This window comes from Allobosea sp. TWI1241 (assembly GCF_039673065.1).
In the GTDB taxonomy this organism is placed as follows: domain Bacteria; phylum Pseudomonadota; class Alphaproteobacteria; order Rhizobiales; family Beijerinckiaceae; genus Allobosea.
The window spans coordinates 157,843-178,074 of record NZ_JBDJKW010000005.1; the positions used below are offsets into that span (position 1 = coordinate 157,843).

The window sequence follows — 20,232 nt, forward strand, 5'->3', positions numbered from 1 at the left end:
CTCCTCCTGCTCAGCCGGCCCGGCCGCCTCTGACGAAGACGCCGACCAGCTCGACATGGGCGGAGTAGCGGAACTGGTCGACCGGCGTCACGCGCTCCAGCCGATAGCCGCCGGCGACGAGCAGGCCGGCATCGCGGGCGAAGCTCGCCGGATCGCAGGAAACGTAGACGACGCGCTGCACCTTGGCGGCGGCGAGCCGGCGGATCTGCGCCTCGGCACCGGCGCGCGGCGGATCGAGCACCACCGCATCGAGCCCGGCGAATTCGTGCTCCAGCAGCGGGCGGCGGAAGAGGTCGCGCGCCTCGGCCGTGACGGGCTTCAGGCCCTGGGCGCGATGGGCGGCCCGCAGCAGTCCCTGCACCGCCGCCTTATCGCTCTCGAAGGCCGCGACCTGCATGCGCTGCGCGAGCCGCAGCGTGAAGGTGCCGCAGCCGGCGAAGAGATCGGCGACGCGCCTGGCCTTGGGCAGCGCCGCCAGCACCAGCGCCGACAGCGCCTCCTCCCCTGCGACGGTCGCCTGCAGAAAGCCGCCGGGCGGCGGCACCACCGAGGCGGCGCCCATCAGATGGAAGGGCGCACGCCGCTCGACGATGATCTCGCCGTGCAGGGCGAGCCGGGCGAGGTCGAGCCGTTCGGCCGCCTCGGTCAGGGCGCGTCGCAGGGCGCCGCCGGCCGGGCCATGGCCGCGGATATCGACGTCGAGCCCGGCCTGCGAGGTGGTGACCTGGATGTCGAGCGGCTTGGCCGAGCCGCGCAGGCGGTTGGCGAGGTGCTGGGCCACCGCGGGGGCGCGCACCAGCCCCGGCGCCAATACCGGGCACTGCTCGACCTCGACGAGATCATGGCTGCGCGCCGCCATGAAGCCGACGCGCATCTGGCCGTCCTCGCCGCGGCGGGCGTGGAAGGTGACGCGCCGGCGCCCCTCGCCATGCGCGTCCAGCAGCGGCGCCAGCTCCGTGGCGAGGCCGGCACGCGACAGGGCCGTCTCGACCTGCCCGCGCTTCCAGCCCGCATAGAGCGCAGCGTCCATGTGCTGGGCGACGCAGCCGCCGCAGCGGGTGAAGAGCGGGCAGATCGCGGCGATGCGCGAGGCGGCCGGCGCGAGGATCTCGACGAGCTGGCCGCGATCGCCGTCGCGCACCACGCGCACGCTCTCGCCCGGCAGGGCGAAGGGCACGAAGACGGGGCCGTCCGCAGTCTCGGCCACACCGTCGCCGCGCTGGCCCAGCCGGGTGACGGCAAGCGTTTCGTTCATGGCGAGAGCGGGCATTCGGTTCGCGGCTCCGTGGGTTCGGAGGGTTGCCCTACCAGCCCTGCCCCCGAAAGAATACTCATCCTCGTCGCGCGCGCGATTTGGAACGGCCTGCGGATGAAGACTTCGTGCCGGCCGCTATGCTAGCGCAAACAGCATGGCGGCCCGGCAAGGCGGGCGGCCCGAAGGCCGCAGGAGCAGCAGCATGACAATCCGCAACGGCGTCGTCGAGGCCATCGGGCAGACACCGCTGATCCGCCTGGAGCGCGCCTCCCGCGAGACCGGCTGCACCATCCTCGCCAAGGCGGAGTTCATGAATCCGGGCCAGTCGGTCAAGGACCGGGCGGCGCTCGGCATCATCCGCGACGCCGAGCGCCGCGGCGCGCTGGAGCCCGGCGGCGTGATCGTCGAGGGCACCGCCGGCAATACCGGCATCGGGCTGGCGCTGGTCGGCAACGCGCTCGGTTATCGCAGCGTGATCGTGATCCCCGAGACGCAGTCGCAGGAGAAGAAGGACATGCTGCGGCTGGCCGGCGCGACGCTGGTCGAGGTGCCGGCCGTGCCCTACGCCAATCCCAACAATTATGTGAAGGTCTCCGGCCGCCTCGCCGAGGAGCTGGCGGCCAGCGAGCCGAACGGCGCCGTCTGGGCCAACCAGTTCGACAATGTCGCCAACCGGCAGGCCCATGCCGAGACCACCGGGCCGGAGATCTGGGCCCAGACCGGCGGCCGGATCAACGGCTTCGTCTGCGCGGTCGGCACCGGCGGCACGCTCGCCGGCACGGCCATGGCGCTGAAGGGGTTCGACCCGTCGATCCGCATCGGGCTGGCCGATCCGATGGGCGCGGCGCTCTATTCCTGGGTGACCACCGGCGAGCTGAAGTCGGAAGGCTCCTCGATCACCGAGGGCATCGGCCAGGGCCGGATCACCGCCAATATCGCCGGCGCGCCGATCGACACCGCCTTCCGCATCCCGGACGAGGAAGCGCTACCGATCGTGTTCGGGCTGCTGGAGGAGGAAGGCCTCTGCGTCGGCGGCTCGTCCGGCGTCAACGTCGCCGGCGCGATCCGGCTGGCGCGCGAGCTCGGCCCCGGCCACACGGTCGTGACCATCCTGTGCGATTCCGGCACGCGCTATCAGTCGAAGCTGTTCGACCCCGCCTTCCTCCGGGCGCGCAACCTGCCGGTGCCGGGCTGGCTGGAGCGCAAGGGCGGGCTCGACGCGGTGATGGCGCGCGTGCTCGGCTGAGCCTTCAGCGTAGCGGCCAGACCCAGAGGATCAGCGGCACCGCGAGCAGGATCACCAGCAGCGAGAGCGGCGCGCCCAGCCGGGCATAATCGCCGAAGCGATAGCCGCCGGGGCCCATCACCAGCGTGTTGCACTGGTGACCGATCGGCGTGAGGAAATCGCAGGCCGCGCCGATCGCCACCGCCATCAGGAAGGCGTCCGGCCGGTAGCCGAGCGATGTGGCGAAGCCGGCGCCGATCGGCGCCATCACCAGCACCGTCGCCGCGTTGTTGAGGAAGGGCGTCACTGCCATGGCGGCGATCAGGATCAACCCGACCGCGCCCCAGCCCGGCAGCCCGGCGCCCGCCTGCGCCAGCCAGCCGGCGAAGAGATCGGTGGTGCCGGTCGCCCGCAGGCTGTCCGAGACCGGGATCAGCGCCGCCAGCATGACGAGGATCGGCGCCTCGACGGATTCGTAGGCGTCGCGCAGAGACAGCGCCCGCGTCGCCAGCAGCAGGACGGCTGCCGCGAAGAAGGCGATCGCCACCGGCACGAGGCCGAGCGCCACCACGGCGACCGTCGCGACGACGATGGTGCCGGTGATCAGCCGCCGGCGCGTGCTGCCCAGCGCCAGGCTGCGCGAGGCGAGCGGCAGCAGGCCGAGTTCGCGCAGGCGCTCCGGCAGCGAGGCCTCGTCGCCACGCAGCAGCACCACGTCGCCGGCCCGCAGGCGGATATCGCGCAGGCGCTCGGTGAAGCGCTCGCCGGCGCGGCTGATGCCGAGCAGGTTGACGCGATAGCGGGCGTGCAGATCGATCTCGGCCGCGCTGGCGCCCTCGAGGATCGAGCCCTGGGTGACGATGGCCTCGCCGGTGCGGACGGGATCGATCGAGCCCTCGGCCTCGATCGGCCGGTCCTGGCCGACGAGTTCGAGCCCGCCCTCGGCAACGACGCGCTCCAGCGCCTTCGGGTCGCCGCGCAGCTGCAGCAGGTCGCCGGCATGCAGGCTGGCGTCCGGCAGGGGCGCACGGCGGCGCTCGCCCGAGCGCATGATGGCGACGACCTCGACGCCCCCGTCGACCAGCTTCTTCAGCCCGGCGACGGTGCGGCCCGAGACCGGCGCCTTCTCCGGGATGCGGGCCTCGGTGACGTAGTCCTTGATGTCGAGCGCCTCGTCGAGCGAGCGGGCGCCCTGGCGATCCTTGGGCAGCAGGCGATAGGCGACGCCGAGGAAGAGGCAGCCCGCCACCGCGATGCCGATGCCCACCGGCGTGAAGTCGAACATGGCGAAGGGCTCGCCGCCGAGCTCCTGCCGAACGCGCGAGACGATGACGTTGGGCGAGGTGCCGACCAGGGTGACGATGCCGCCGAGCAGCGAGGCGAAGGCCATCGGCATCAGGAAGACGGAGGGCGACTTCCCGTCGCGGCGCGCCAGCTGGTAGGCGATCGGCAGCATCATCGCCAGCGCGCCGATGTTCTTGATGATCGCCGACATGATCGCGACGGTGAAGACCAGCACGGTGACCTGGAGCTGAGTCGAGCGCAGCGAGGGCGCGATGCGTCCCAGCGCGCTCTCGACCAGGCCCGAGCGCGCCACCGCGGCGCTGACGATCAGCGCGCTGGCGACGATGATGACGATGTCGTCGGAGAAGCCCTTGAAGGCGTCCTGCGCCGGGATGACGCCGATGACGATACCGACCAGCAGCGAGATCAGCGCCACCACGTCGTAGCGCAGCCTGCCCCAGAGAAAGGCGCCCATCATGGCGCAGACCAGAGCGCAGGAGAGGATCTGGGGAAGCGTCATGGAAGCCCGTTCGTCGCAAGCATGGCCGGCCGCGCCCCGCCTACAGCCACTTCTTCCATCTGAAGAACAGATAGGGAAGCACCGCACACAGCACCATCAGCCCGAGCGCCATCGGGTAGCCGAGGCTCCAGTCCAACTCCGGCATCGCCTTGAAGTTCATGCCGTAGATCGAGGCGATCAGGGTCGGCGGCATCAGCGCCACCGAGACGACCGAGAAAAGCTTGATGATCTTGTTCTGCTCGATGCTGACGAGGCCGAGCGTGGCGTCGAGCATGAACTGCAGCTTGTTGGAGAGGAAGGCCGCATGCTGCTCGATCGCCTGCACGTCGCGCAGCGCCACGCGCCATTCGGCGACGGCGCCGGCCTCCGGCTTCTTCGGCTTGGGATAGGCGGCCGACAGGAACAGCAGCACCCGCTCGACCGAGACCATGCTCTCGCGCACATTGGAGATGATGTGCTCGTGCTGGCCGATGCGCTGGATCACGCCCTGATAGGCGCCGCCCTGCTCGACATCGCGGGCGCGGCCGGCGAAGAGCCGGCGCGAGGCGGTGTCGATCTCGTCGCCGACGCCGCGCAGCACCTCGGCCGCACGGTCGCCGATCGCCTCGATCAGCCCGGCGATCACCGCCTGCGGCACCAGCCCGCAGCCGCCGGGCTTGGCGGCGCGGTTGGCGAAAATGCGGAAGGCGCCCGGCTCGTCATAGCGCACCGTGACCAGCGCCTGCGGCGTCAGGATGAAGGTGACGTCGGCGAGCTTGGGCACGATGGTGTCCGACTGGCAGATCACCCGCGCCGTCATGTAATGGGCGCCGCCCTCGGTGTAGATCAGCTCCGAGGGCTCGAGGTCGCGCATCTCCTCCCGCGTCGGGATGGCGATGCCGAGATGCGCCTCGATCTTGGCGTCCTCCTCGGGCGTCGGCGCGACGAGGTCGATCCAGATCGCGCCCTCGGGGATGGGCGCGTCGGCTGCGAGGCCGCCATGGGCGAGCCGGTCTCCATGCTCGGGGCAGATCCGGTGAATCAGCAGCATGGCGGTCCCGTTCCGGCGGCAGCGCGCACAAAAACGCCGAAGCGGCGCGCGCTGTCAAACCCTCCGGCGCCGTCCCGCCATGGCGACGGGGACTAGAAGCCGCCCTTGACGCCCTGCGGCGGCAGATCGTCCTCCGGCACGAAGAAATCCGGCATCAGCGGCACCGACGGGTCGACGCGGTAGGGCGTGAAGTCGGTGACGCCCTCGCCGGCCATGAAGCTGTCGTCGATCAGGAACTGGCCCGAGAAGGCGCGGGCGGGCTTGTTGAAGACCATCCGGGCGGCCTCGGCCAGCATCTGCGGCGTGCGGCTGGCCTGCACCATCTTCTCGCCGCCGAGCAGGTTGCGCACCGCCGCCGTCGCGACCGTGCTGCGCGGCCAGAGCGCGTTGACCGCGATGCCCTTCGGCGCGAGCTCGCCGGACAGGCCGAGCACGCACAGGCTCATGCCATATTTCGCGATGCTGTAGGCCAGATGCGGCGCGAACCAGCGCGTCTTCATGTCGAGCGGCGGCGACAGCATCAGGATATGCGGGTTCTGCGCCTTCTCGAGATGCGGGATGGCGTATTTCGAGACCATGAAGGTGCCGCGCGTGTTGATCTGCTGCATCAGATCGAAGCGCTTCATGTCGGTCGTCTGCGTGTTGGTCAGCGAGATCGCGCTGGCGTTGTTCACGACGATGTCGATGCCGCCGAAGGTCTCCGCCGTCCTGGCGATCGCCTCGGCGACGCTCTGCTCCTCGCGCACGTCGACGACCAGCGGCAGGCATTGTCCGCCAGCCGCCTCGATCTCGGCGGCGGCGGTGTAGATCGTCCCCTCGAGCTTGGGATGCGGCTCGGCCGTCTTGGCGGCGATGGTGACGTTGGCGCCGTCGCGGGCGGCACGCACCGCGATGGCGAGCCCGATCCCGCGCGAGCCGCCGGTGATGAAGAGCGTCTTGCCCTTGAGCGACATGGTGGTCTCCTCCCTGTTGTGTCCTTTTGGCCCCTCAGCCGTGCAGCGCGAAGCGCCCGGGCCGGGATCCGTCCGCATCGGTGAAGCCGTAGAGCCGCGCCAGATCGGCGACCGCCAGCACCTGCCCGGCATGGCGCGCCACCTGCGGATCGGCGGCCAGCGCCGCGACCGCGCGCCCGGCATAGAGCGGCGTCTCGGTGGCGAGGTCGGCGAGCCCCGCCTCGCGGACGCGCTCGGTCAGGACATGGCCCGGCGACAGGCCGAGCGCCGTGACGCCATGCGGCGAGAGTTCCGCCGCCATGGCGAGCGTCAGCCGGTTCGCCGCGGCCTTGGCGAGATCGTAGAAGACGTCGCCGAGATAGCCTTCCTGCGTGTCGAAGCCGAGCGTGACGAACAGCCCAGCGCCGAGCCGCACCATGGCCGGCGCGACCGAGCGGGCCAGCAGCAGCTGCGCATAGACGCCGCTCTCGTGCACCGTGCCGAAGCGCGCGGCGGGGCGCCGCCAGAACGGCGTGCCGAAGCCGGAGCCGTCGCGATAGCGCTCGCCGTCATAGCCCTCATTGCCGCCCCAGACGGCGCAGACCACGCAGTCGAGCCGGCCGAAGCGCCTGAGCGCCCAGGCGGTGAGCTGGTCGACCTCGCGCTCGCTGGTGTGGTCGCAGCGATAGGGATGGCCCGAGCCGCCGGCGGCCTCGACCTCGCGCGCCGCATCCTCGATGCTCTCCAGGCGCTGCTCGGTGCGCGGCCCGGCCTCGCTGGAGCGGCCGCTGACGATCACCGTCGCGCCCGCTTCGCCCAGCGCCCGCGCCACGCCGCGCCCGACACCGCGCGAGGCACCGGCGACGAGGCAGACGCGGCCCGAAAGCGCAGGTTCGGTCATGGTCGCCCGCCCGGCCGGCCACGGCGGTCGCCACGAGGTCGCTTCGGGGGTTCCGCGCGGCAGCGGCCCGCGCTAGAAGCCCCGTCCCCCGCAACCGGAGAAAGACGATGGACGCCAACGACGTCGCGGCCTGCTGGGAGGCCAATGCCGAGGTGTGGACGCGCCATGCGCGCGCCGGCTACGACCTGTACAGGGACGCCCAGAACACGCCCGCCTTCTTCGCCCATCTGCCGCCGGTCGCCGGGCTGGAAGGCCTCGACATCGGCTGCGGCGAAGGCGGCAACACCCGCAAGCTGGCGCAGGCCGGCGCCCGGATGAGCGCGATCGACGTGGCGCCGACCTTCATCCGCCATGCGCGGGAGGCCGAGGAGGCGCAGCCGCTCGGCATCGCCTACCAGGTCGCGGACGCGATGGCGCTGCCCTTCCCCGCGGCACACTTCGATTTCGCCACCGCCTTCATGTCGCTGATGGACGTTCCCGGGCCCGAGCGCGCCGTGTCCGAAGCGCTGCGCGTGCTGAAGCCCGGCGGCTTCCTGCAGTTCTCGATCCTGCATCCCTGCTTCGCCACGCCCGGGCGACAGGTGGTGCGCGATGCCGAGGGCCGCACCACCGCCATCGAGGTGCGCGCCTATTTCGACCTGACGGATGGCGAGGTCGAGACTTGGCGCTTCGGCGCGGCGCCGGCCGAGGAGAAGGCGCGCGTGGCGCCCTTCCGCGTGCCGCGCTTCCACCGCACGCTCAGCGCCTGGCTCAACCTGCTGATCGCCGCCGGCTTCGTCATCGAGCACCTGCACGAACCGGGCTGCGACGCCGAGACGGCGCGGCGCCTGCCCTATCTCGACGACACGCGCGTGGCGCCGCTGTTCCTGCACGTCAGGGTACGCAAGCCGGCCTGACCGAGCGGGCGCGGCCCGGCGGCTCACGCGGCGAAGACCGCCGCGGCGTCGGCGACGGCGCCCGCCCCCTCGGTGACCGCCAGCTCCAGCGCCGGCGCCTCGGTGGCGAGATGCTCGGCATAGAAGCGCGCGGTGGCGATCGCGGCCGCAGCCTCGCCCTCGCCGCGCAGGCCGAGCGCCTTGCGGGCCAGCCCGGTGCCGCCCTGCGCCAGCGCGAACAGCTTGAGATAGGGCGTCGCGCCGGCGAGCACGCTCGCCTGGTCAGCGCCCATGGTCTTCAGCATCCACTGTGTCGCGCGCTCCAGCGCGTCGACCGCCGCGCCCAGCCTGTCGGCGGCATGGCCGAAGCCCGGCGTATTGGACTCGCGCAGCGCCTCGACGGCCTCGCGCATCTCGCCGATCAGCGCGGCGACCGCGGCACCGCCGGAAAGCGGCAGCTTGCGCAGCACGAGGTCGATGGCCTGGATGCCATTGGTGCCCTCGTAGATCGGGGCGATGCGGGCGTCGCGCAGATGCTGGGCGGCGCCGGTCTCCTCGACATAGCCCATGCCGCCATGGACCTGCACGCCGGTGGAGGCGACCTCGACGCCGATATCGGTGGCATAGGCCTTGGCGACCGGCGTCAGGATCGCGGCGCGCTCGGAGGCCGCCTTGCGCCGGCCCTCGTCGCTCTCGCGATGGGCCCGGTCGAGGCTGGCGGCGAGCAGCATGGTCAGGGCACGCGCACCTTGGGTCTTGGCGCGCATCTCCATCAGCATGCGGCGGATGTCGGGATGCACGATGATCGGGCTCATGGCGGCGCCCTTGGGCGCATCGAGCGCCGTGCCCTGCCTGCGCTCCTGCGCGAAGGCGAGCGCCTGCTGATAGGCGCGCTCGGCGATGGCGACGCCCTGCACCGCGACGTTGAGGCGGGCGTTGTTCATCATGGTGAACATGCAGGCGAGGCCGCGATTCTCCTCGCCGATCAGCCAGCCGATCGCGCCGCCCTCGTCGCCATAGCTCATCGCGCAGGTCGGCGAGGCGTGGATGCCGAGCTTGTGCTCGACGCCGGTGCAGCGCACGTCGTTGCGGGCGCCGAGCGAGCCGTCGGCGTTCACCAGATATTTCGGCACGAGGAAGAGCGAGATGCCGCGCGTGCCGGCCGGCGCCTCGGGCAGGCGCGCCAGCACGAGATGGACGATGTTCTCCGTCATCTCGTGATCGCCATAGGTGATGAAGATCTTCTGGCCGGAGATGCGGTAGGTGCCGTCGCCGGTGCGCTCGGCCTTGGCGCGCAGCGCGTTGAGGTCGGAGCCGGCCTGCGGCTCGGTCAGGTTCATCGTGCCCATCCACTCGCCGGAGACGAGGCGGGCGAGATAGGTCTGCTTGAGATAATCCGAGCCATGGGCGTTGAGCGCCTCGATGGCGCCGACCGTCAGCAGCGGGCCGAGCGCGAAGGCGAAGGCGGCCGAGTTCCACATCTCGGTGCAGGCCGATTGCACCAGCGTCGGCAGGCCCTGCCCGCCATAGGCCTCAGGCGCCGGCAGCGCGTTCCAGCCGCCCTCGGCCCAGGCGTGATAGGCCTCCTTCCAGCCCGGCGGCGTGACGACGACACCGTCCTTCAGGGCCGAGCCGTGCCGGTCGCCGATCGCGTTGAGCGGCGCCAGCACGTCGCCGGCGAACTTCGCCGCCTCCTCGACCACCGCCTCGGTGACGCCGTCGGCGAGCTCGGGCGTCAGCCCGTCCTCGATCAGCGCGTCGAGCCCCGCGACATGGCGCATGGTGGCGAGAATGTCCTCGACGGGGGCGCGATACGACATGGCGGTCTCCACTCGACACCCGCGAAATCGCGGGCTTCAGGCATGGCTGCGTTTGACGGCGATGTTAACGACGAACTATGCGCTTCGCCATGCACCCTAGGACGCATGCCGCCTGGGCAGTTTGAGAGTTCACATATGAACAATCAAGAGCGAGCCTGACGATGCCGCGCCACACCCGCCTGCTCGGCGCCGACGCGGCGGCGATCGCCGAGGCCGCCGCGCTGCTGCGCGAAGGCGGCCTGGTCGGCCTGCCGACCGAGACCGTCTACGGGCTCGCCGCCGACGCGACCGACGGCCGCGCCGTCGCCGCCATCTACGAGGCCAAGGGCCGGCCGCATTTCAACCCGCTGATCGCCCATCTTCCCGACACCGAGAGCGCGCTGCGCGAGGGCCGTTTCGACGCCGACGCGCAGGCGCTGGCGCAGGCCTTCTGGCCGGGGCCGCTGACGCTGGTCGTGCCTATCTCGGCGGCGTGCAGCGTCAGCGAGCTGGCACGTGCCGGGCTCGAGACGCTGGCGCTGCGCGTGCCAGCCCACCCAGTGGCGCAGGCCGTGCTCGCCGCGACCGGGCGGCCCGTCGCCGCCCCGTCGGCCAACCGCTCGGGCCGCATCAGCCCGACCAGTGCACAGCACGTCCTGGCCGACCTCGACGGCCGCATCGACGCGGTGCTCGACGCCGGGCCAACGGCGATCGGGGTGGAATCGACCATCGTCGCCTGCCTCGCCGACGGCCCGCGCCTGCTGCGCCATGGCGGCGTACCCCGCTCGGCGCTGGAAGCGGTGCTCGGCCGGCCGCTCGCCGTCGACGAGGAGGGCGGCGCCGCGCCGATCGCGCCGGGCCTGCTCGCCTCGCATTACGCGCCGGAGGCCCATATGCGCATCGACGCCGCAGCGCCCCTGCCCGGCGAGGCTTGGCTGGGCTTCGGCCCCGAGCCCGCCGGCGCGCCCCTGCCGGCGCTGGCGCGCAATCTCAGCCCCGCGGGCGATCTCGCCGAAGCCGCCGCCAACCTCTTCGCCTTCATGCGCGCCCTCGACGACGGCGCCCCGCAGGTCATCGCCGTCGCCCCCATTCCCGCCAGCGGCCTGGGCGACGCAATCAACGACCGCCTCCGCCGCGCCGCCGCCCCGCGGTAAGGGCGAGACCGCCGCGCAGCGAAACGAACTCCCTCGCGCGAAGCGGCGACGATGCCCTCCGAAGCAGGTGCCTGAGAGACTTCGGGCCTTCAACGCGTGTGTCGTCGCCGGCCGATAACGAAGAGTATTCCTCAGGCGCGCCTGCTTCGGCGGAACAAGTATTTCGTTGGATCCGGCCGAACCACCTGTTGAATGACGCAAAGTCGCACGCTCCGATTTGGTGGGAAGAGCGGTTGAGAATTCATCCTGCGGATTGCTATGCTCGCCGGAACAGTATCCGGGGGGATGTCACGATGGCGACGATCAACGAGTTTCGCGAAAAACTCGTGTCCTATGCCGAACGCGTTCAACGCATCCGCGATCACATCAAGAACGAGGAGGCGACGAAGGTCGCGCTCGTCCTGCCGTTCATCGCGCTCCTCGGCTATGACGACAGAGACCCGACAGAAGTCGCGGCAGAGCATGCGGCAGACTTCTCCGAAAAATACCGAAACCGGGTCGACTACGCTATCCTGAAAGACCTCATCCCCGTCATCGCCATCGAGTGCAAGAATATGGGGAATGGTCGCCGCGACGACCGCGGACAGCTGAAAAGCTATTTCAATGCCGCCAAGACCGTCAAACTCGGCATCCTGACAGACGGAATCCTCTACGAGTTCTTCGTCGACTCCGAGCAGCCGAACATGATGGACGACGATCCATTTCTGGTCATCGACTTCGACAAGATCAGCAAGGCGCAGATTTCCGACACCGAGATCGAAGGCCTCTATGCGCTTTCGAAACAGCGCTTCGACCCTGAGACCATTTCCGAGAATGCGCGACGAAGCCTGACCCACAAGGCCTTCTACGACTACCTCTCGGCCCAATTTTCCGATCCGTCCATCGACTTCACGCGCTTTCTGCTCAAGGAAAACGACATCAAGCACGTTCGCGCGAACGCCATGGACGGCTACAAGGCGATCGCCAAGGCGGCTTTCAACGATGTCTTCACATCCAACGTGCTCAAGCGTCTCGACATCCCGGCGCCCGCGCTCAAGCCTGCGGCGCGGGCTGAAAATACGCCGGATACCGTGCCGGCAGCCCCCGTCGCTCCGCAGCCGCAGATCGTGACGACCGAAGCAGAGCTCGCCGCGTTCGAGAGCGTACGGCGTCTCCTGGCCTTCCTCTCGTCCGGCAATCGCGTCCTGTTCGAGGCGGTGTCGGACATTCGCTTCCGCGACTACCAGGGCAAGATGGTCGTCTTTTACAAGCAGGAGCGGAAAGGCCGGCTCATCGATATCTTCGAAGGGCGAGACTCGGCGATCCGCTACAGTCTCATCGACGGCGGCGACATCGCAGCGGTCTCGGAGCTGTCCGAACTCGGAGCAAGACTGCTCGCTCTCTTCGAGCGACGGATCGCCGACTTCTGATCGGGGCGGATCCGCACAGGCCCAGGGCGCACGGCAAGCGGCGTTCGGGGAAGGGCGTCGCGGCGCGTTGATCCGCAGTGAAGGGCGGGCCTTGCCGACGCGCTAATGCTCGCTTGTCGATTTCGGCGGGCGATGCGCTAGCATGCGCCGATGCGGATCGCCTTTCGCGCCAGCCTGCTCTTGCTCGCCGCCCTCGTCGCGGCGGGGACGGCGCGTGCCGCCGAGGAGGACTGCCCGGTGCCGGAGGCGGCCGAGGCGGTGGTTCTGGCCGGCGCCGACCGCCATGGCGACCTTTTGCTGGCCGATGGGCGCGTGCTGGCCCTGGCGGGGCTGGCGCCCCGGCAGGACGCGGCCGAGCGCGACCGCTTCACCAGCGGACTTACCGGCCATCGCGGCAAGCGCTTCCGCCTCGCCGTACTCGGCGCGCCCGATCGCTGGGGGCGCCTGCCGGCCCGGCTGGTGCCGCCCGAGCGCGAGGGCGAGGCTGCGCAGGATCTCGCCGTAGCGCTGCTCGCAGCGGGGGCGGCCCAGCATCTGCCGGAGCCCGGCCAACCCGGCTGCAACCGGCTCTGGCGCGAGGCCGCGGCCCGCGCGCACGCACCCGTGGCGGGGGCCGCGACCGGGCGTGAGGAAAAGCCCCTCGCCTTCGCCGTCGTGGACGGCCATGATCCCGCCGCGATGCGAAGGCACGCGGGACGCATCGTGACGGTCGAGGGCAGAATCGCGACGGTGGCTGAACGGACGCGACGGACCTATCTGAATTTCGAGCGACGGCGCGGCGCCGGCGGCAGCCTCATCCTGCAGTCGGTGCTGTGGCGGGAATTGCAGCGTGATGGCTGGACCGCGTCCGGGCTGGCGGGTAAACGCGTCCGCGCCCGCGGCGTGGTCGAGGGGCGCGACGGGCTGCTCGTCGCCATCCACGCCCGCGGCGCCCTGGAGATGATCGACTAGACCATGCAGGCAACGCAGCGACATCGACGGAGCCGGGCCCGCTTTCTGGCCGCCATGGCGCTGCCGGCCCTGCTGCTCGGCGGCTGCTCCGGCGACCAGAGCTCCCTGCTGTCGCCGCTCAGCCAGCCGGGCGGCGAGACCGCGCCGCGCGTCGCCGCCGTGCAGCGCACGGCCGACCGCGAGCACGAGCGGCTGCTGCAGGCCTTCGGCGGCGAGTACCGCGCGCCGAAGACCCGCGCGGCGCTGGACGCGATCGTCGTCCGCCTCGCCAAGGCGAGCGAGGGGCGCATGGGCGCCTATGAGATCACCATCCTCAACTCGCCGATCGTCAACGCCTTCGCCCTGCCGAACGGCCGGCTCTATGTGACGCGCGGCCTGCTGGCGCTGGCCAACGACACCTCCGAGATCGCGTCCGTGATGGCGCACGAGATCGCCCATGTCACCGACCGGCACGCCAGCGAGCGCGCCGAGATGGAGCTGGAGACCGCCCTGGTCAGCCAGGTGGTGTCGCAGGTCCTGAACGACCCGGCGACGGGCGCGGCGGTACAGGCGCGCTCCAAGCTCTCGCTGGCCCGCTTCTCGCGGCAGCAGGAGTTCGCGGCCGACCAGATCAGCGTGCGCAATATCTCGCGCGCCGGCTACGATCCCTATGGCGCCGGGCGCTTCCTCGCCTCGCTCGGCCGCAACACCGCCTTCCGGGCCGGGCGCCAAAGCGAGAGCGACCGCAAGCTCGACATGCTGTCGAGCCATCCCTCGACGCCGGAGCGCATCGCCGCCGTGCTCGGCGCAGCACGCCAGATCGGCGCGCCGGGCATCGGCGAGCGCGATGCCGCGCAATGGCTGGCGGCGATCGATGGGCTCGCCTTCGGCGACGATCCGGCCGACGGCATCGTGCGCGGCCGCCGCTACATCAACAGCGCGCTGCGCATCGCCTTCTCCGCGCCAGACGGCTTCGAGCTCGAGGCGGCGCGCGAGATGGTGGTCGGCGTCAGTGCCGACGGCGCCCAGGCGCTGCGCTTCGATTCGGTGGCGCTGCGGGCCGGGCAGACGCTGGAATCCTATGTCGCCTCGGGCTGGATCGACGGCGTCACCACGGATGCGGTGCAGAGCCTGACGGTCGCCGGCCTGCCCGCCGCCGTGACCAGCGGCCAGGGCACGGACTGGCGCTTCCGCCTCGCGGCGGTGCAGGCCGGTCCGCGCGTCTACCGCTTCATCCTCGCCGCCAAGGGCCGCAGCGACCCGGAACGGGCGATGCGCGCCGTGCTCGACAGTTTCCGCACGCTCGCTCCCGGCGAGGCGCAGGCCGTGCGCGCGCCACAACTGCGCATCGTCACGGCCGGCGCCGGCGACACGCCGGCGACCATGGCCGCCCGCATGGCGGTGCAGGACCGCGCGCAGGAGCAGTTCCTGATCCTGAACGGGCTGGAGCGCGGCGCCAGGCTGACGCCGGGCGCGCAGTACAAGATCGTCAGCGAGTGACCTCTCCGCGCCCTCGCGGCGCAGCATCCCGGTCCCCGGAACGCGAAAACCGCACCTGAAACGCAAAAACCCGGCGGACCGCTCCGCCGGGTCTTTTATCGTCCTGTGCAGGACCTTGGTGGAGCGCGGCGCTCAGGCCGCCTCTTCCTGCAGGTCCTCGTCGCCCTCGGCTTCGGCCTCGGCGGCGGCTTCGCCCTTGCCGGCGCGACGCGGCGACTTGGCGAGCTGGCCCTCGATCTTCTTGAGCGCCTCGGTCTCGGTGATCTCGTCCACCGCGGCGATCTCGCGGGTCATGCGATCGATCGCGGCCTCGTAGAGCTGGCGCTCGGAGTAGGACTGCTCGGGCTGGGCCTCGGAGCGGTAGAGATCGCGCACGACCTCGGCGATGGCGACCAGATCGCCGGAATTGATCTTCGCCTCGTATTCCTGGGCGCGGCGCGACCACATGGTGCGCTTGACGCGGGCGCGGCCGGTGAGGGTCGAGAGCGCCTTGCCGACGATATCGGTGTCGGCGAGCTTGCGCAGACCGACGCTGGCCGCCTTCGAGGTCGGCACGCGCAGCGTCATCTTGTCCTTGGCGAAGCTGACCACGAAGAGCTCGAGTTTGAAGCCCGCGACCTCCTGCTCCTCGATCGCCGTGATCTGGCCCACGCCATGGGACGGATAGACGACGAACTCGCCCGTCTTGAAGCCCAGGCGCGCAGCAGCTTTCTTCGCGGTGGTCATGCCGTTTCGACTCCTGATCGTTCCGCCGAAGCGGAGACGCCACTTGCAGCCGCAGGCCGGATGGCCGGCGACCCTCTGCCTGACGCGTCCGCCGGCGGCTTCTGCCGTCCGCGGAGCGCGACACGCTCCCGCAGTCTTCCCGTCTCATGCATCCGGGCGACGAAACGAGGGCAGGGTCCGGATGTTCTGTCCGGCCGCCTTCGGTGACTTCGTCGCTGGAGGTGCCCCGTTTGTGTCAAACGCGCAGGGGCATGCGGAATGGGCTCGACTGTGGCTTGTGGATATCACAAAAACCGCGCCGAATCAAAGGTAAACGAAAAACGACACCCCCGCCGGAGGTTTCCGGCAGGGTTCCGCGAGCGCTCTGACGCAGGGTGAGGCGGCGGTGCGGCGGCCTCGCGCGGGCTCAGTCGCCCTCGCCCGGCTCCGGCGACAGCATGGCCAGCTTGCCGGGCACGCCGTCGAACGCCTTGGCGTCGGCGGGCGACTCCTTCTTCTGGGTGATGTTGGGCCAGCTCGACGCGAATTTCGCATTCAGCTGCAGCCAGGAATCGAGGCCCGGCTCGGTATCCGGCTTGATCGCCTCGGCCGGGCATTCCGGCTCGCAGACGCCGCAGTCGATGCATTCGTCCGGATGGATGACCAGGAAGTTCTCGCCCTCGTAGAAGCAGTCCACCGGACAGACTTCGACGCAGTCCATGTACTTGCACTTGATGCAGTTCTCGGTGACCACATAGGTCATGGGCGCTGTCCTTCCGATCGGGCGGCCAACTCCTTAGAACCGCCGGGGGCGGGGTTCAAGGCTCGCGGCCGGCCGCGACGGGCGACGGGCCCGCCGGTACGCGACGGGCGGGCTGCCTCAGGCAGGCCGGTGCGGATCGCGCAGGCCAAGCGCTCTATCCGGTCGGGTCGAACGGTGCAAGCGACGCATCGCCGCGCCCCGGCCCCTCAAGAACCTCGTAGAGCGCCTGCGCCTGCTCATAGGAGCCGCGGCGCTCGGCAAAGGCGACGAGCCGCACCACCAGGGTCGCATGCGGCAGGGCCAGCGTCAGTACGTCGCCTGGCTTGAGCCCGTGGGCGGGGTTGAGGAGGCGGCGGCCCGCCAGGCGGACATGCCCCTCCTCCACCAGCCGCACGGCCGCGGAGCGCGTCCGCGCGAAACGCGCGAACCAGAGCCATTTGTCGAGGCGCTGCCGGTCCTCGCGCAAGCGCTCGGTCCCCGTCCCGCCCGACGCCGCTCAGCCCTTGCGCCCGTCCGGCCCCTCGAGCTGCGCCTTGAGGGCGAGCAGCTTGGCGAAGGGCGAATCGGGATCGGGCTGGCGCTCGGCCGGACGCGGGCGCTGCGGCTGCTGGAAGCGCTGCTCGCGGCCGCGGTCCTCGCGGCGGCTGCCGCCTTCGGGCCGGTTGCGATCGCGCTCGCGCCGGAATTCGGGCCGCGGCCCGCGCTCGGGACGTCCGCCACCCTCGGCACGCGGCTCACGCGGCTGGCCGCCGGCGCCGTCTTGTGCGGCCGCCGGGCGCTGGCCCGGGCGTCCGCCGTCATGGCGACGGTTGCGGCCACCCTGCTTCTGGGCGTCGCCGCCCTCGGCTCCCCCCTGGCCGGCCGGCGCGCCACGGCGATCGGGACGGCGGCCCCGCTGGCCCTGCTCGGGACGACGCCCGCCCTGATGGCGATGCGGCCGCCAGATCTCGACCTCCTCGGGCGCGGCCGGCTCCGCCGGCTCGGCGACGGCCTCGGCAGCCACGTCGGAGGCGGCGGCATCGAGAGATTCGGCCTCGCCGGACGCTTCAGATGCAGCGACTTCAGCAGATTCGGGCGCGTCAGCGGCAGGCTCGGCCTCGGGCGCGACGGTTTCGGCCGGAGCGGCCTCGGCCTGCTCGGCAAGCTCCGGCGCGGTCAGCACCGGCACTTCGGCGGTCTCGGCGGCGGGAGCGGCCTCGGCCTCCGCAGGGGCGGCCTCCGCGCTCTCGGGCGCATCGGCGTTCAGCGCCTCGACACGCTCCGCCGCGTCGGCAGGCGCGTTCGGATCGGCGGCGGGCGTCGCCACGACGGGCTCCTGGCTCGCGGCGGCGAGCAGCGGCACGGTGATCGCCGGGCCGGGACGCTTCTGCGAGACATAGCCGAGCGAACGCAGGATCGAGGCGAAGTCCTCGCCCGCGCAGCCGACGAGCGAGGTCATCGCGCCGGTGGCGACGAAGCCGTCCTGGTCGGCGGCGCCGGCCGGGGGCTGGCCGGCGGTGACGCCGGGGCGATAGGCGATCGCCGGGCGAATCAGGTCGGCCAGGCGCTCGAGGATATCGACGCGCACGGCGCGCTCGCCGCAGACGCGATAGCCCGCGGCGCGATAGAGCCCCTTGGGCACCGCCTTGTCGGCGGGGAAGGAGGTGCGGCCGGACGCCGCCAGATGCGCGATGTCGTCCAGGCCACCGGTCTCGGGACCGGCCTCCTTGAGCGCCCAGAGCTGGGCGGCCAGGGCGCGCGGCGCCGGCTTCAGCAGGGCCGGCACGTAGAGATGGAAGGCGCCGAAGCGGATGCCGAGCTGGCGCAGGGCGGCGCGGCCGTTCTGCTCGAGCGTCTTCATCTCCTCGCCGACCTTGCTGCGCTCCAGCACGCCGAGCGACTCGGCCGCCTGATAGGCGATGCCGCGGGCGATGCCGGTCAGCGTCTCGGCCGTCTCCAGCAGCTGGAGCGGGCCGAGCAGGCGCGTGACGTGATTCTTCAGCCAGAGCGCGAGACGGGTCTCGATCTGCTCGCGGGCCGGGCCCGGCAGATGATCGTCGACCATCAGGCGCAGGCGCGGCTCCAGAACCTTCTCGCCCGCGACGAGGCGCGCGACGGGCTCGCCGATCCAGCGGATCAGCCCGTCATGCGACAGCACGAAGGCATCGTCGCCGGCCAGCACGACGCGCGAGGCGCGCGATTCCAGCTCGCTCGCCAGCGCCTTCAGCGCGGCCGCGTTCAGCGCCTTCGCTTCAGGGCCGCCCGCCTTGGGGTCGGCAGTGAAGCGGAAGCCTTGCAGCAACCCCACATGCTGGCCCTCGACGAGCACATCGCCCGTCGCGGTGACTTCGGCCTCCAACATCGCATTCTCCCGCAGGCGACGCATCAGCACGCTCGTACGCCGATCGACGAATCGGCTGGCGAGACGCTCGTGCAGCGCGTCCGACAGCTTGTCCTCTACAAGACGCGCCACCCCCTGCCAATGCTCCGGATCAGGCAACCAGTCGGGCCGGTTCGCCACATAGGTCCAGGTGCGCACCTGCGAGATGCGGGCGGAGAGGGTGTCGATCTCGCCATCCGTGCGGTCGAGCACCGCCAGCTGGCGGTCATACCAGTCCGGATCCAGCCGGCCATGGCGCATCAGCCGCAGATAGAGCGTGGTGGCGAGGTCGGCGTGCTGCAGCGGCGCGATCTTGCGATAATCCGGCAGGCCGCAGACCTCCCAGAGCCGCTGCACGGCCGGGCGCCCCTGTGCGAGGCGCGCCACGTCCGGATCGCGAGCCAGGATCTCCAGCGTCGTCATGTCCTCCGCGATCAGTGCGCGCGTCAGGCCCGGCTCCTGCGGCGTGAGGTTGAGGCTGTCGAGCAGGCCGGCGACGGAGCGCATGTCGAGGTCGGAATTGCGCCATTGCAGCTGGCGCACCGGCGCGAAGCGATGCTCCTCGATCGCCTCGACCAGGCCGATGTCGAAGGGCTCGGCCCGGCCGCTGGTGCCGAAGGTGCCGTCGCGGAGATGGCGGCCGGCGCGCCCGGCGATCTGGCCGAACTCGGCCGGATGTAGCTTGCGGTAATGGTGACCGTCATACTTGCTGTCGCCGGCGAAGGCGATGTGATCGACGTCGAGGTTGAGCCCCATGCCGATCGCGTCGGTGGCGATCAGGTAGTCGACGTCGCCCGACTGGTAGATCTCGACCTGGGCGTTGCGGGTGCGCGGGCTGAGCGCGCCGAGCACCACCGCCGCCCCGCCCTTCTGGCGCCGGATCAGCTCGGCGATCGCATAGACCTCCTCGGCCGAGAAGGCGACGATGGCCGAGCGGCGCGGCAGCCGGGTCAGCTTGCGGTCGCCGGCGAAGGAGAGATTCGACAGGCGCGGCCGGCTGACCAGCGTGGCGCCGGGCAGGAGCTGCTCGATCAGCGGCTTCATCGTGCCGGCGCCGATCAGCATGGTCTCGGCGCGGCCGCGATGATTGAGCAGCCGGTCGGTGAAGACATGGCCGCGGTCGAGATCGGCGGCGAGCTGGATCTCGTCGATGGCGACGAAATCGACCGCGAGGTCGCGCGGCATGGCCTCGACCGTGCAGACCCAGAAGCGCGGCCGCTCCGGCTTGATCTTCTCCTCGCCGGTGACGAGCGCCACCGCCTCGGGGCCGACCCGCTCGACCACGCGGGCATAGACCTCGCGCGCCAGCAGCCGCAGCGGCAGGCCGATCATGCCGGTGGGATGCGCGACCATGCGCTCGATGGCGAGATGCGTCTTGCCCGTATTGGTCGGGCCGAGCACGGCCGTCACGCCGCGCGAGCGGAGAGAGGGCGGAAGGGAGCGGGGCGGGATCAAGACGCTGGCACTTCCTGCGGCGTGCGGCGGGGCCCGGTTGGCGGGCTCCGCCAGGGCGGAACGCCCCGGCGGCGGCGCGAGACCCTGCGCCGGCCGGACGGGACGAGCGGAACGAGCCCTGAACGAAACGGGGGCG

Annotated in this window: 16 protein-coding genes; 6 read left to right on the forward strand and 10 right to left on the reverse strand. The window is 71.1% G+C overall.

Annotated features, from left to right (window positions below):
• Nucleotides 1–10 precede the first annotated feature (10 nt).
• The gene (locus ABE438_RS08965) at nucleotides 11–1,270 is read right to left on the reverse strand and encodes a class I SAM-dependent RNA methyltransferase (RefSeq protein WP_346502254.1); all 1,260 of its coding nucleotides are present in this window, start codon (nucleotides 1,268–1,270) and stop codon (nucleotides 11–13) included.
• Between the two features lie 187 nt (nucleotides 1,271–1,457).
• Here ABE438_RS08965 and ABE438_RS08970 point away from each other — a divergent pair, with 187 nt between their 5' ends.
• Nucleotides 1,458–2,501 (forward strand): cysteine synthase A, encoded by a 1,044-nt coding sequence (locus tag ABE438_RS08970; protein ID WP_346502255.1) that lies wholly within the window; start codon nucleotides 1,458–1,460, stop codon nucleotides 2,499–2,501.
• Nucleotides 2,502–2,505: 4 nt separating this feature from the next.
• Here the strand turns inward: ABE438_RS08970 and ABE438_RS08975 are convergent, their stop codons facing one another.
• The 4 genes from ABE438_RS08975 to ABE438_RS08990 form a co-directional block, all read right to left on the reverse strand.
• Nucleotides 2,506–4,284, reverse strand: coding sequence for an SLC13 family permease (locus ABE438_RS08975; RefSeq protein ID WP_346502256.1), 1,779 nt, complete (start codon nucleotides 4,282–4,284; stop codon nucleotides 2,506–2,508).
• Between the two features lie 40 nt (nucleotides 4,285–4,324).
• Nucleotides 4,325–5,314 carry a magnesium transporter CorA family protein gene (locus ABE438_RS08980; RefSeq protein WP_346502257.1) on the reverse strand — a complete coding sequence of 330 codons (990 nt, stop codon included), beginning with the start codon at nucleotides 5,312–5,314 and terminating at the stop codon, nucleotides 4,325–4,327.
• A gap of 92 nt (nucleotides 5,315–5,406) precedes the next feature.
• Nucleotides 5,407–6,267, reverse strand: coding sequence for an SDR family oxidoreductase (locus tag ABE438_RS08985; protein ID WP_346502258.1), 861 nt, complete (start codon nucleotides 6,265–6,267; stop codon nucleotides 5,407–5,409).
• Between the two features lie 34 nt (nucleotides 6,268–6,301).
• On the reverse strand, nucleotides 6,302–7,147 hold the full coding sequence (locus tag ABE438_RS08990) for an SDR family NAD(P)-dependent oxidoreductase (RefSeq protein ID WP_346502259.1): 846 nt from the start codon (nucleotides 7,145–7,147) through the stop codon (nucleotides 6,302–6,304).
• Nucleotides 7,148–7,254: 107 nt separating this feature from the next.
• Between ABE438_RS08990 and ABE438_RS08995 the strand changes: the two genes are divergently transcribed.
• Nucleotides 7,255–8,043 carry a class I SAM-dependent methyltransferase gene (locus ABE438_RS08995; RefSeq protein WP_346502260.1) on the forward strand — a complete coding sequence of 263 codons (789 nt, stop codon included), beginning with the start codon at nucleotides 7,255–7,257 and terminating at the stop codon, nucleotides 8,041–8,043.
• A gap of 23 nt (nucleotides 8,044–8,066) precedes the next feature.
• Here the strand turns inward: ABE438_RS08995 and ABE438_RS09000 are convergent, their stop codons facing one another.
• Nucleotides 8,067–9,842: an acyl-CoA dehydrogenase gene (locus ABE438_RS09000; protein ID WP_346502261.1), complete on the reverse strand. Its 1,776-nt coding sequence runs from the start codon at nucleotides 9,840–9,842 to the stop codon at nucleotides 8,067–8,069.
• Nucleotides 9,843–10,003: 161 nt separating this feature from the next.
• Here ABE438_RS09000 and ABE438_RS09005 point away from each other — a divergent pair, with 161 nt between their 5' ends.
• From ABE438_RS09005 to ABE438_RS09020, 4 genes are all read left to right on the forward strand, one after another.
• Nucleotides 10,004–10,975, forward strand: coding sequence for an L-threonylcarbamoyladenylate synthase (locus ABE438_RS09005; RefSeq protein WP_346502262.1), 972 nt, complete (start codon nucleotides 10,004–10,006; stop codon nucleotides 10,973–10,975).
• A gap of 293 nt (nucleotides 10,976–11,268) precedes the next feature.
• Nucleotides 11,269–12,384, forward strand: a complete 1,116-nt coding sequence (locus ABE438_RS09010) for a type I restriction endonuclease (protein ID WP_346502263.1) — start codon at nucleotides 11,269–11,271, stop codon at nucleotides 12,382–12,384.
• 150 nt (nucleotides 12,385–12,534) lie between these two features.
• Nucleotides 12,535–13,335, forward strand: a complete 801-nt coding sequence (locus tag ABE438_RS09015; RefSeq protein ID WP_346502264.1) for a hypothetical protein — start codon at nucleotides 12,535–12,537, stop codon at nucleotides 13,333–13,335.
• Nucleotides 13,336–13,389: 54 nt separating this feature from the next.
• Complete coding sequence (locus tag ABE438_RS09020) at nucleotides 13,390–14,814, forward strand: M48 family metalloprotease (RefSeq protein WP_346502265.1); 1,425 nt, start codon at nucleotides 13,390–13,392, stop codon at nucleotides 14,812–14,814.
• 132 nt (nucleotides 14,815–14,946) lie between these two features.
• On the opposite strand, the gene ABE438_RS09025 is transcribed toward ABE438_RS09020, so the two are convergent.
• The 4 genes from ABE438_RS09025 to ABE438_RS09040 all read right to left on the reverse strand — a co-directional run bounded on the left by ABE438_RS09025 (nucleotide 14,947) and on the right by ABE438_RS09040 (nucleotide 20,093).
• Nucleotides 14,947–15,540 carry a CarD family transcriptional regulator gene (locus ABE438_RS09025; protein WP_346502266.1) on the reverse strand — a complete coding sequence of 198 codons (594 nt, stop codon included), beginning with the start codon at nucleotides 15,538–15,540 and terminating at the stop codon, nucleotides 14,947–14,949.
• A gap of 406 nt (nucleotides 15,541–15,946) precedes the next feature.
• Complete coding sequence (gene fdxA / locus ABE438_RS09030) at nucleotides 15,947–16,282, reverse strand: ferredoxin FdxA (RefSeq protein WP_346502267.1); 336 nt, start codon at nucleotides 16,280–16,282, stop codon at nucleotides 15,947–15,949.
• Between the two features lie 154 nt (nucleotides 16,283–16,436).
• On the reverse strand, nucleotides 16,437–16,748 hold the full coding sequence (locus ABE438_RS09035) for an RNA-binding S4 domain-containing protein (protein ID WP_346502268.1): 312 nt from the start codon (nucleotides 16,746–16,748) through the stop codon (nucleotides 16,437–16,439).
• Between the two features lie 30 nt (nucleotides 16,749–16,778).
• Nucleotides 16,779–20,093, reverse strand: a complete 3,315-nt coding sequence (locus ABE438_RS09040; protein WP_346502349.1) for a helicase-related protein — start codon at nucleotides 20,091–20,093, stop codon at nucleotides 16,779–16,781.
• Between the last annotated feature and the right edge of the window lie 139 nt (nucleotides 20,094–20,232).

Excerpts from the sequence above, each read along its gene's own strand:
- ABE438_RS08965 (WP_346502254.1), bottom strand. The coding sequence starts at position 1,270 with ATGCCCGCTCTCGCCATGAACGAAACGCTTGCCGTCACCCGGCTGGGC.
- ABE438_RS08970 (WP_346502255.1), top strand. The coding sequence starts at position 1,458 with ATGACAATCCGCAACGGCGTCGTCGAGGCCATCGGGCAGACACCGCTG.
- ABE438_RS08975 (WP_346502256.1), bottom strand. The coding sequence starts at position 4,284 with ATGACGCTTCCCCAGATCCTCTCCTGCGCTCTGGTCTGCGCCATGATG.
- ABE438_RS08980 (WP_346502257.1), bottom strand. The coding sequence starts at position 5,314 with ATGCTGCTGATTCACCGGATCTGCCCCGAGCATGGAGACCGGCTCGCC.
- ABE438_RS08985 (WP_346502258.1), bottom strand. The coding sequence starts at position 6,267 with ATGTCGCTCAAGGGCAAGACGCTCTTCATCACCGGCGGCTCGCGCGGG.
- ABE438_RS08990 (WP_346502259.1), bottom strand. The coding sequence starts at position 7,147 with ATGACCGAACCTGCGCTTTCGGGCCGCGTCTGCCTCGTCGCCGGTGCC.
- ABE438_RS08995 (WP_346502260.1), top strand. The coding sequence starts at position 7,255 with ATGGACGCCAACGACGTCGCGGCCTGCTGGGAGGCCAATGCCGAGGTG.
- ABE438_RS09000 (WP_346502261.1), bottom strand. The coding sequence starts at position 9,842 with ATGTCGTATCGCGCCCCCGTCGAGGACATTCTCGCCACCATGCGCCAT.
- ABE438_RS09005 (WP_346502262.1), top strand. The coding sequence starts at position 10,004 with ATGCCGCGCCACACCCGCCTGCTCGGCGCCGACGCGGCGGCGATCGCC.
- ABE438_RS09010 (WP_346502263.1), top strand. The coding sequence starts at position 11,269 with ATGGCGACGATCAACGAGTTTCGCGAAAAACTCGTGTCCTATGCCGAA.
- ABE438_RS09015 (WP_346502264.1), top strand. The coding sequence starts at position 12,535 with ATGCGGATCGCCTTTCGCGCCAGCCTGCTCTTGCTCGCCGCCCTCGTC.
- ABE438_RS09020 (WP_346502265.1), top strand. The coding sequence starts at position 13,390 with ATGGCGCTGCCGGCCCTGCTGCTCGGCGGCTGCTCCGGCGACCAGAGC.
- ABE438_RS09025 (WP_346502266.1), bottom strand. The coding sequence starts at position 15,540 with ATGACCACCGCGAAGAAAGCTGCTGCGCGCCTGGGCTTCAAGACGGGC.
- fdxA (WP_346502267.1), bottom strand. The coding sequence starts at position 16,282 with ATGACCTATGTGGTCACCGAGAACTGCATCAAGTGCAAGTACATGGAC.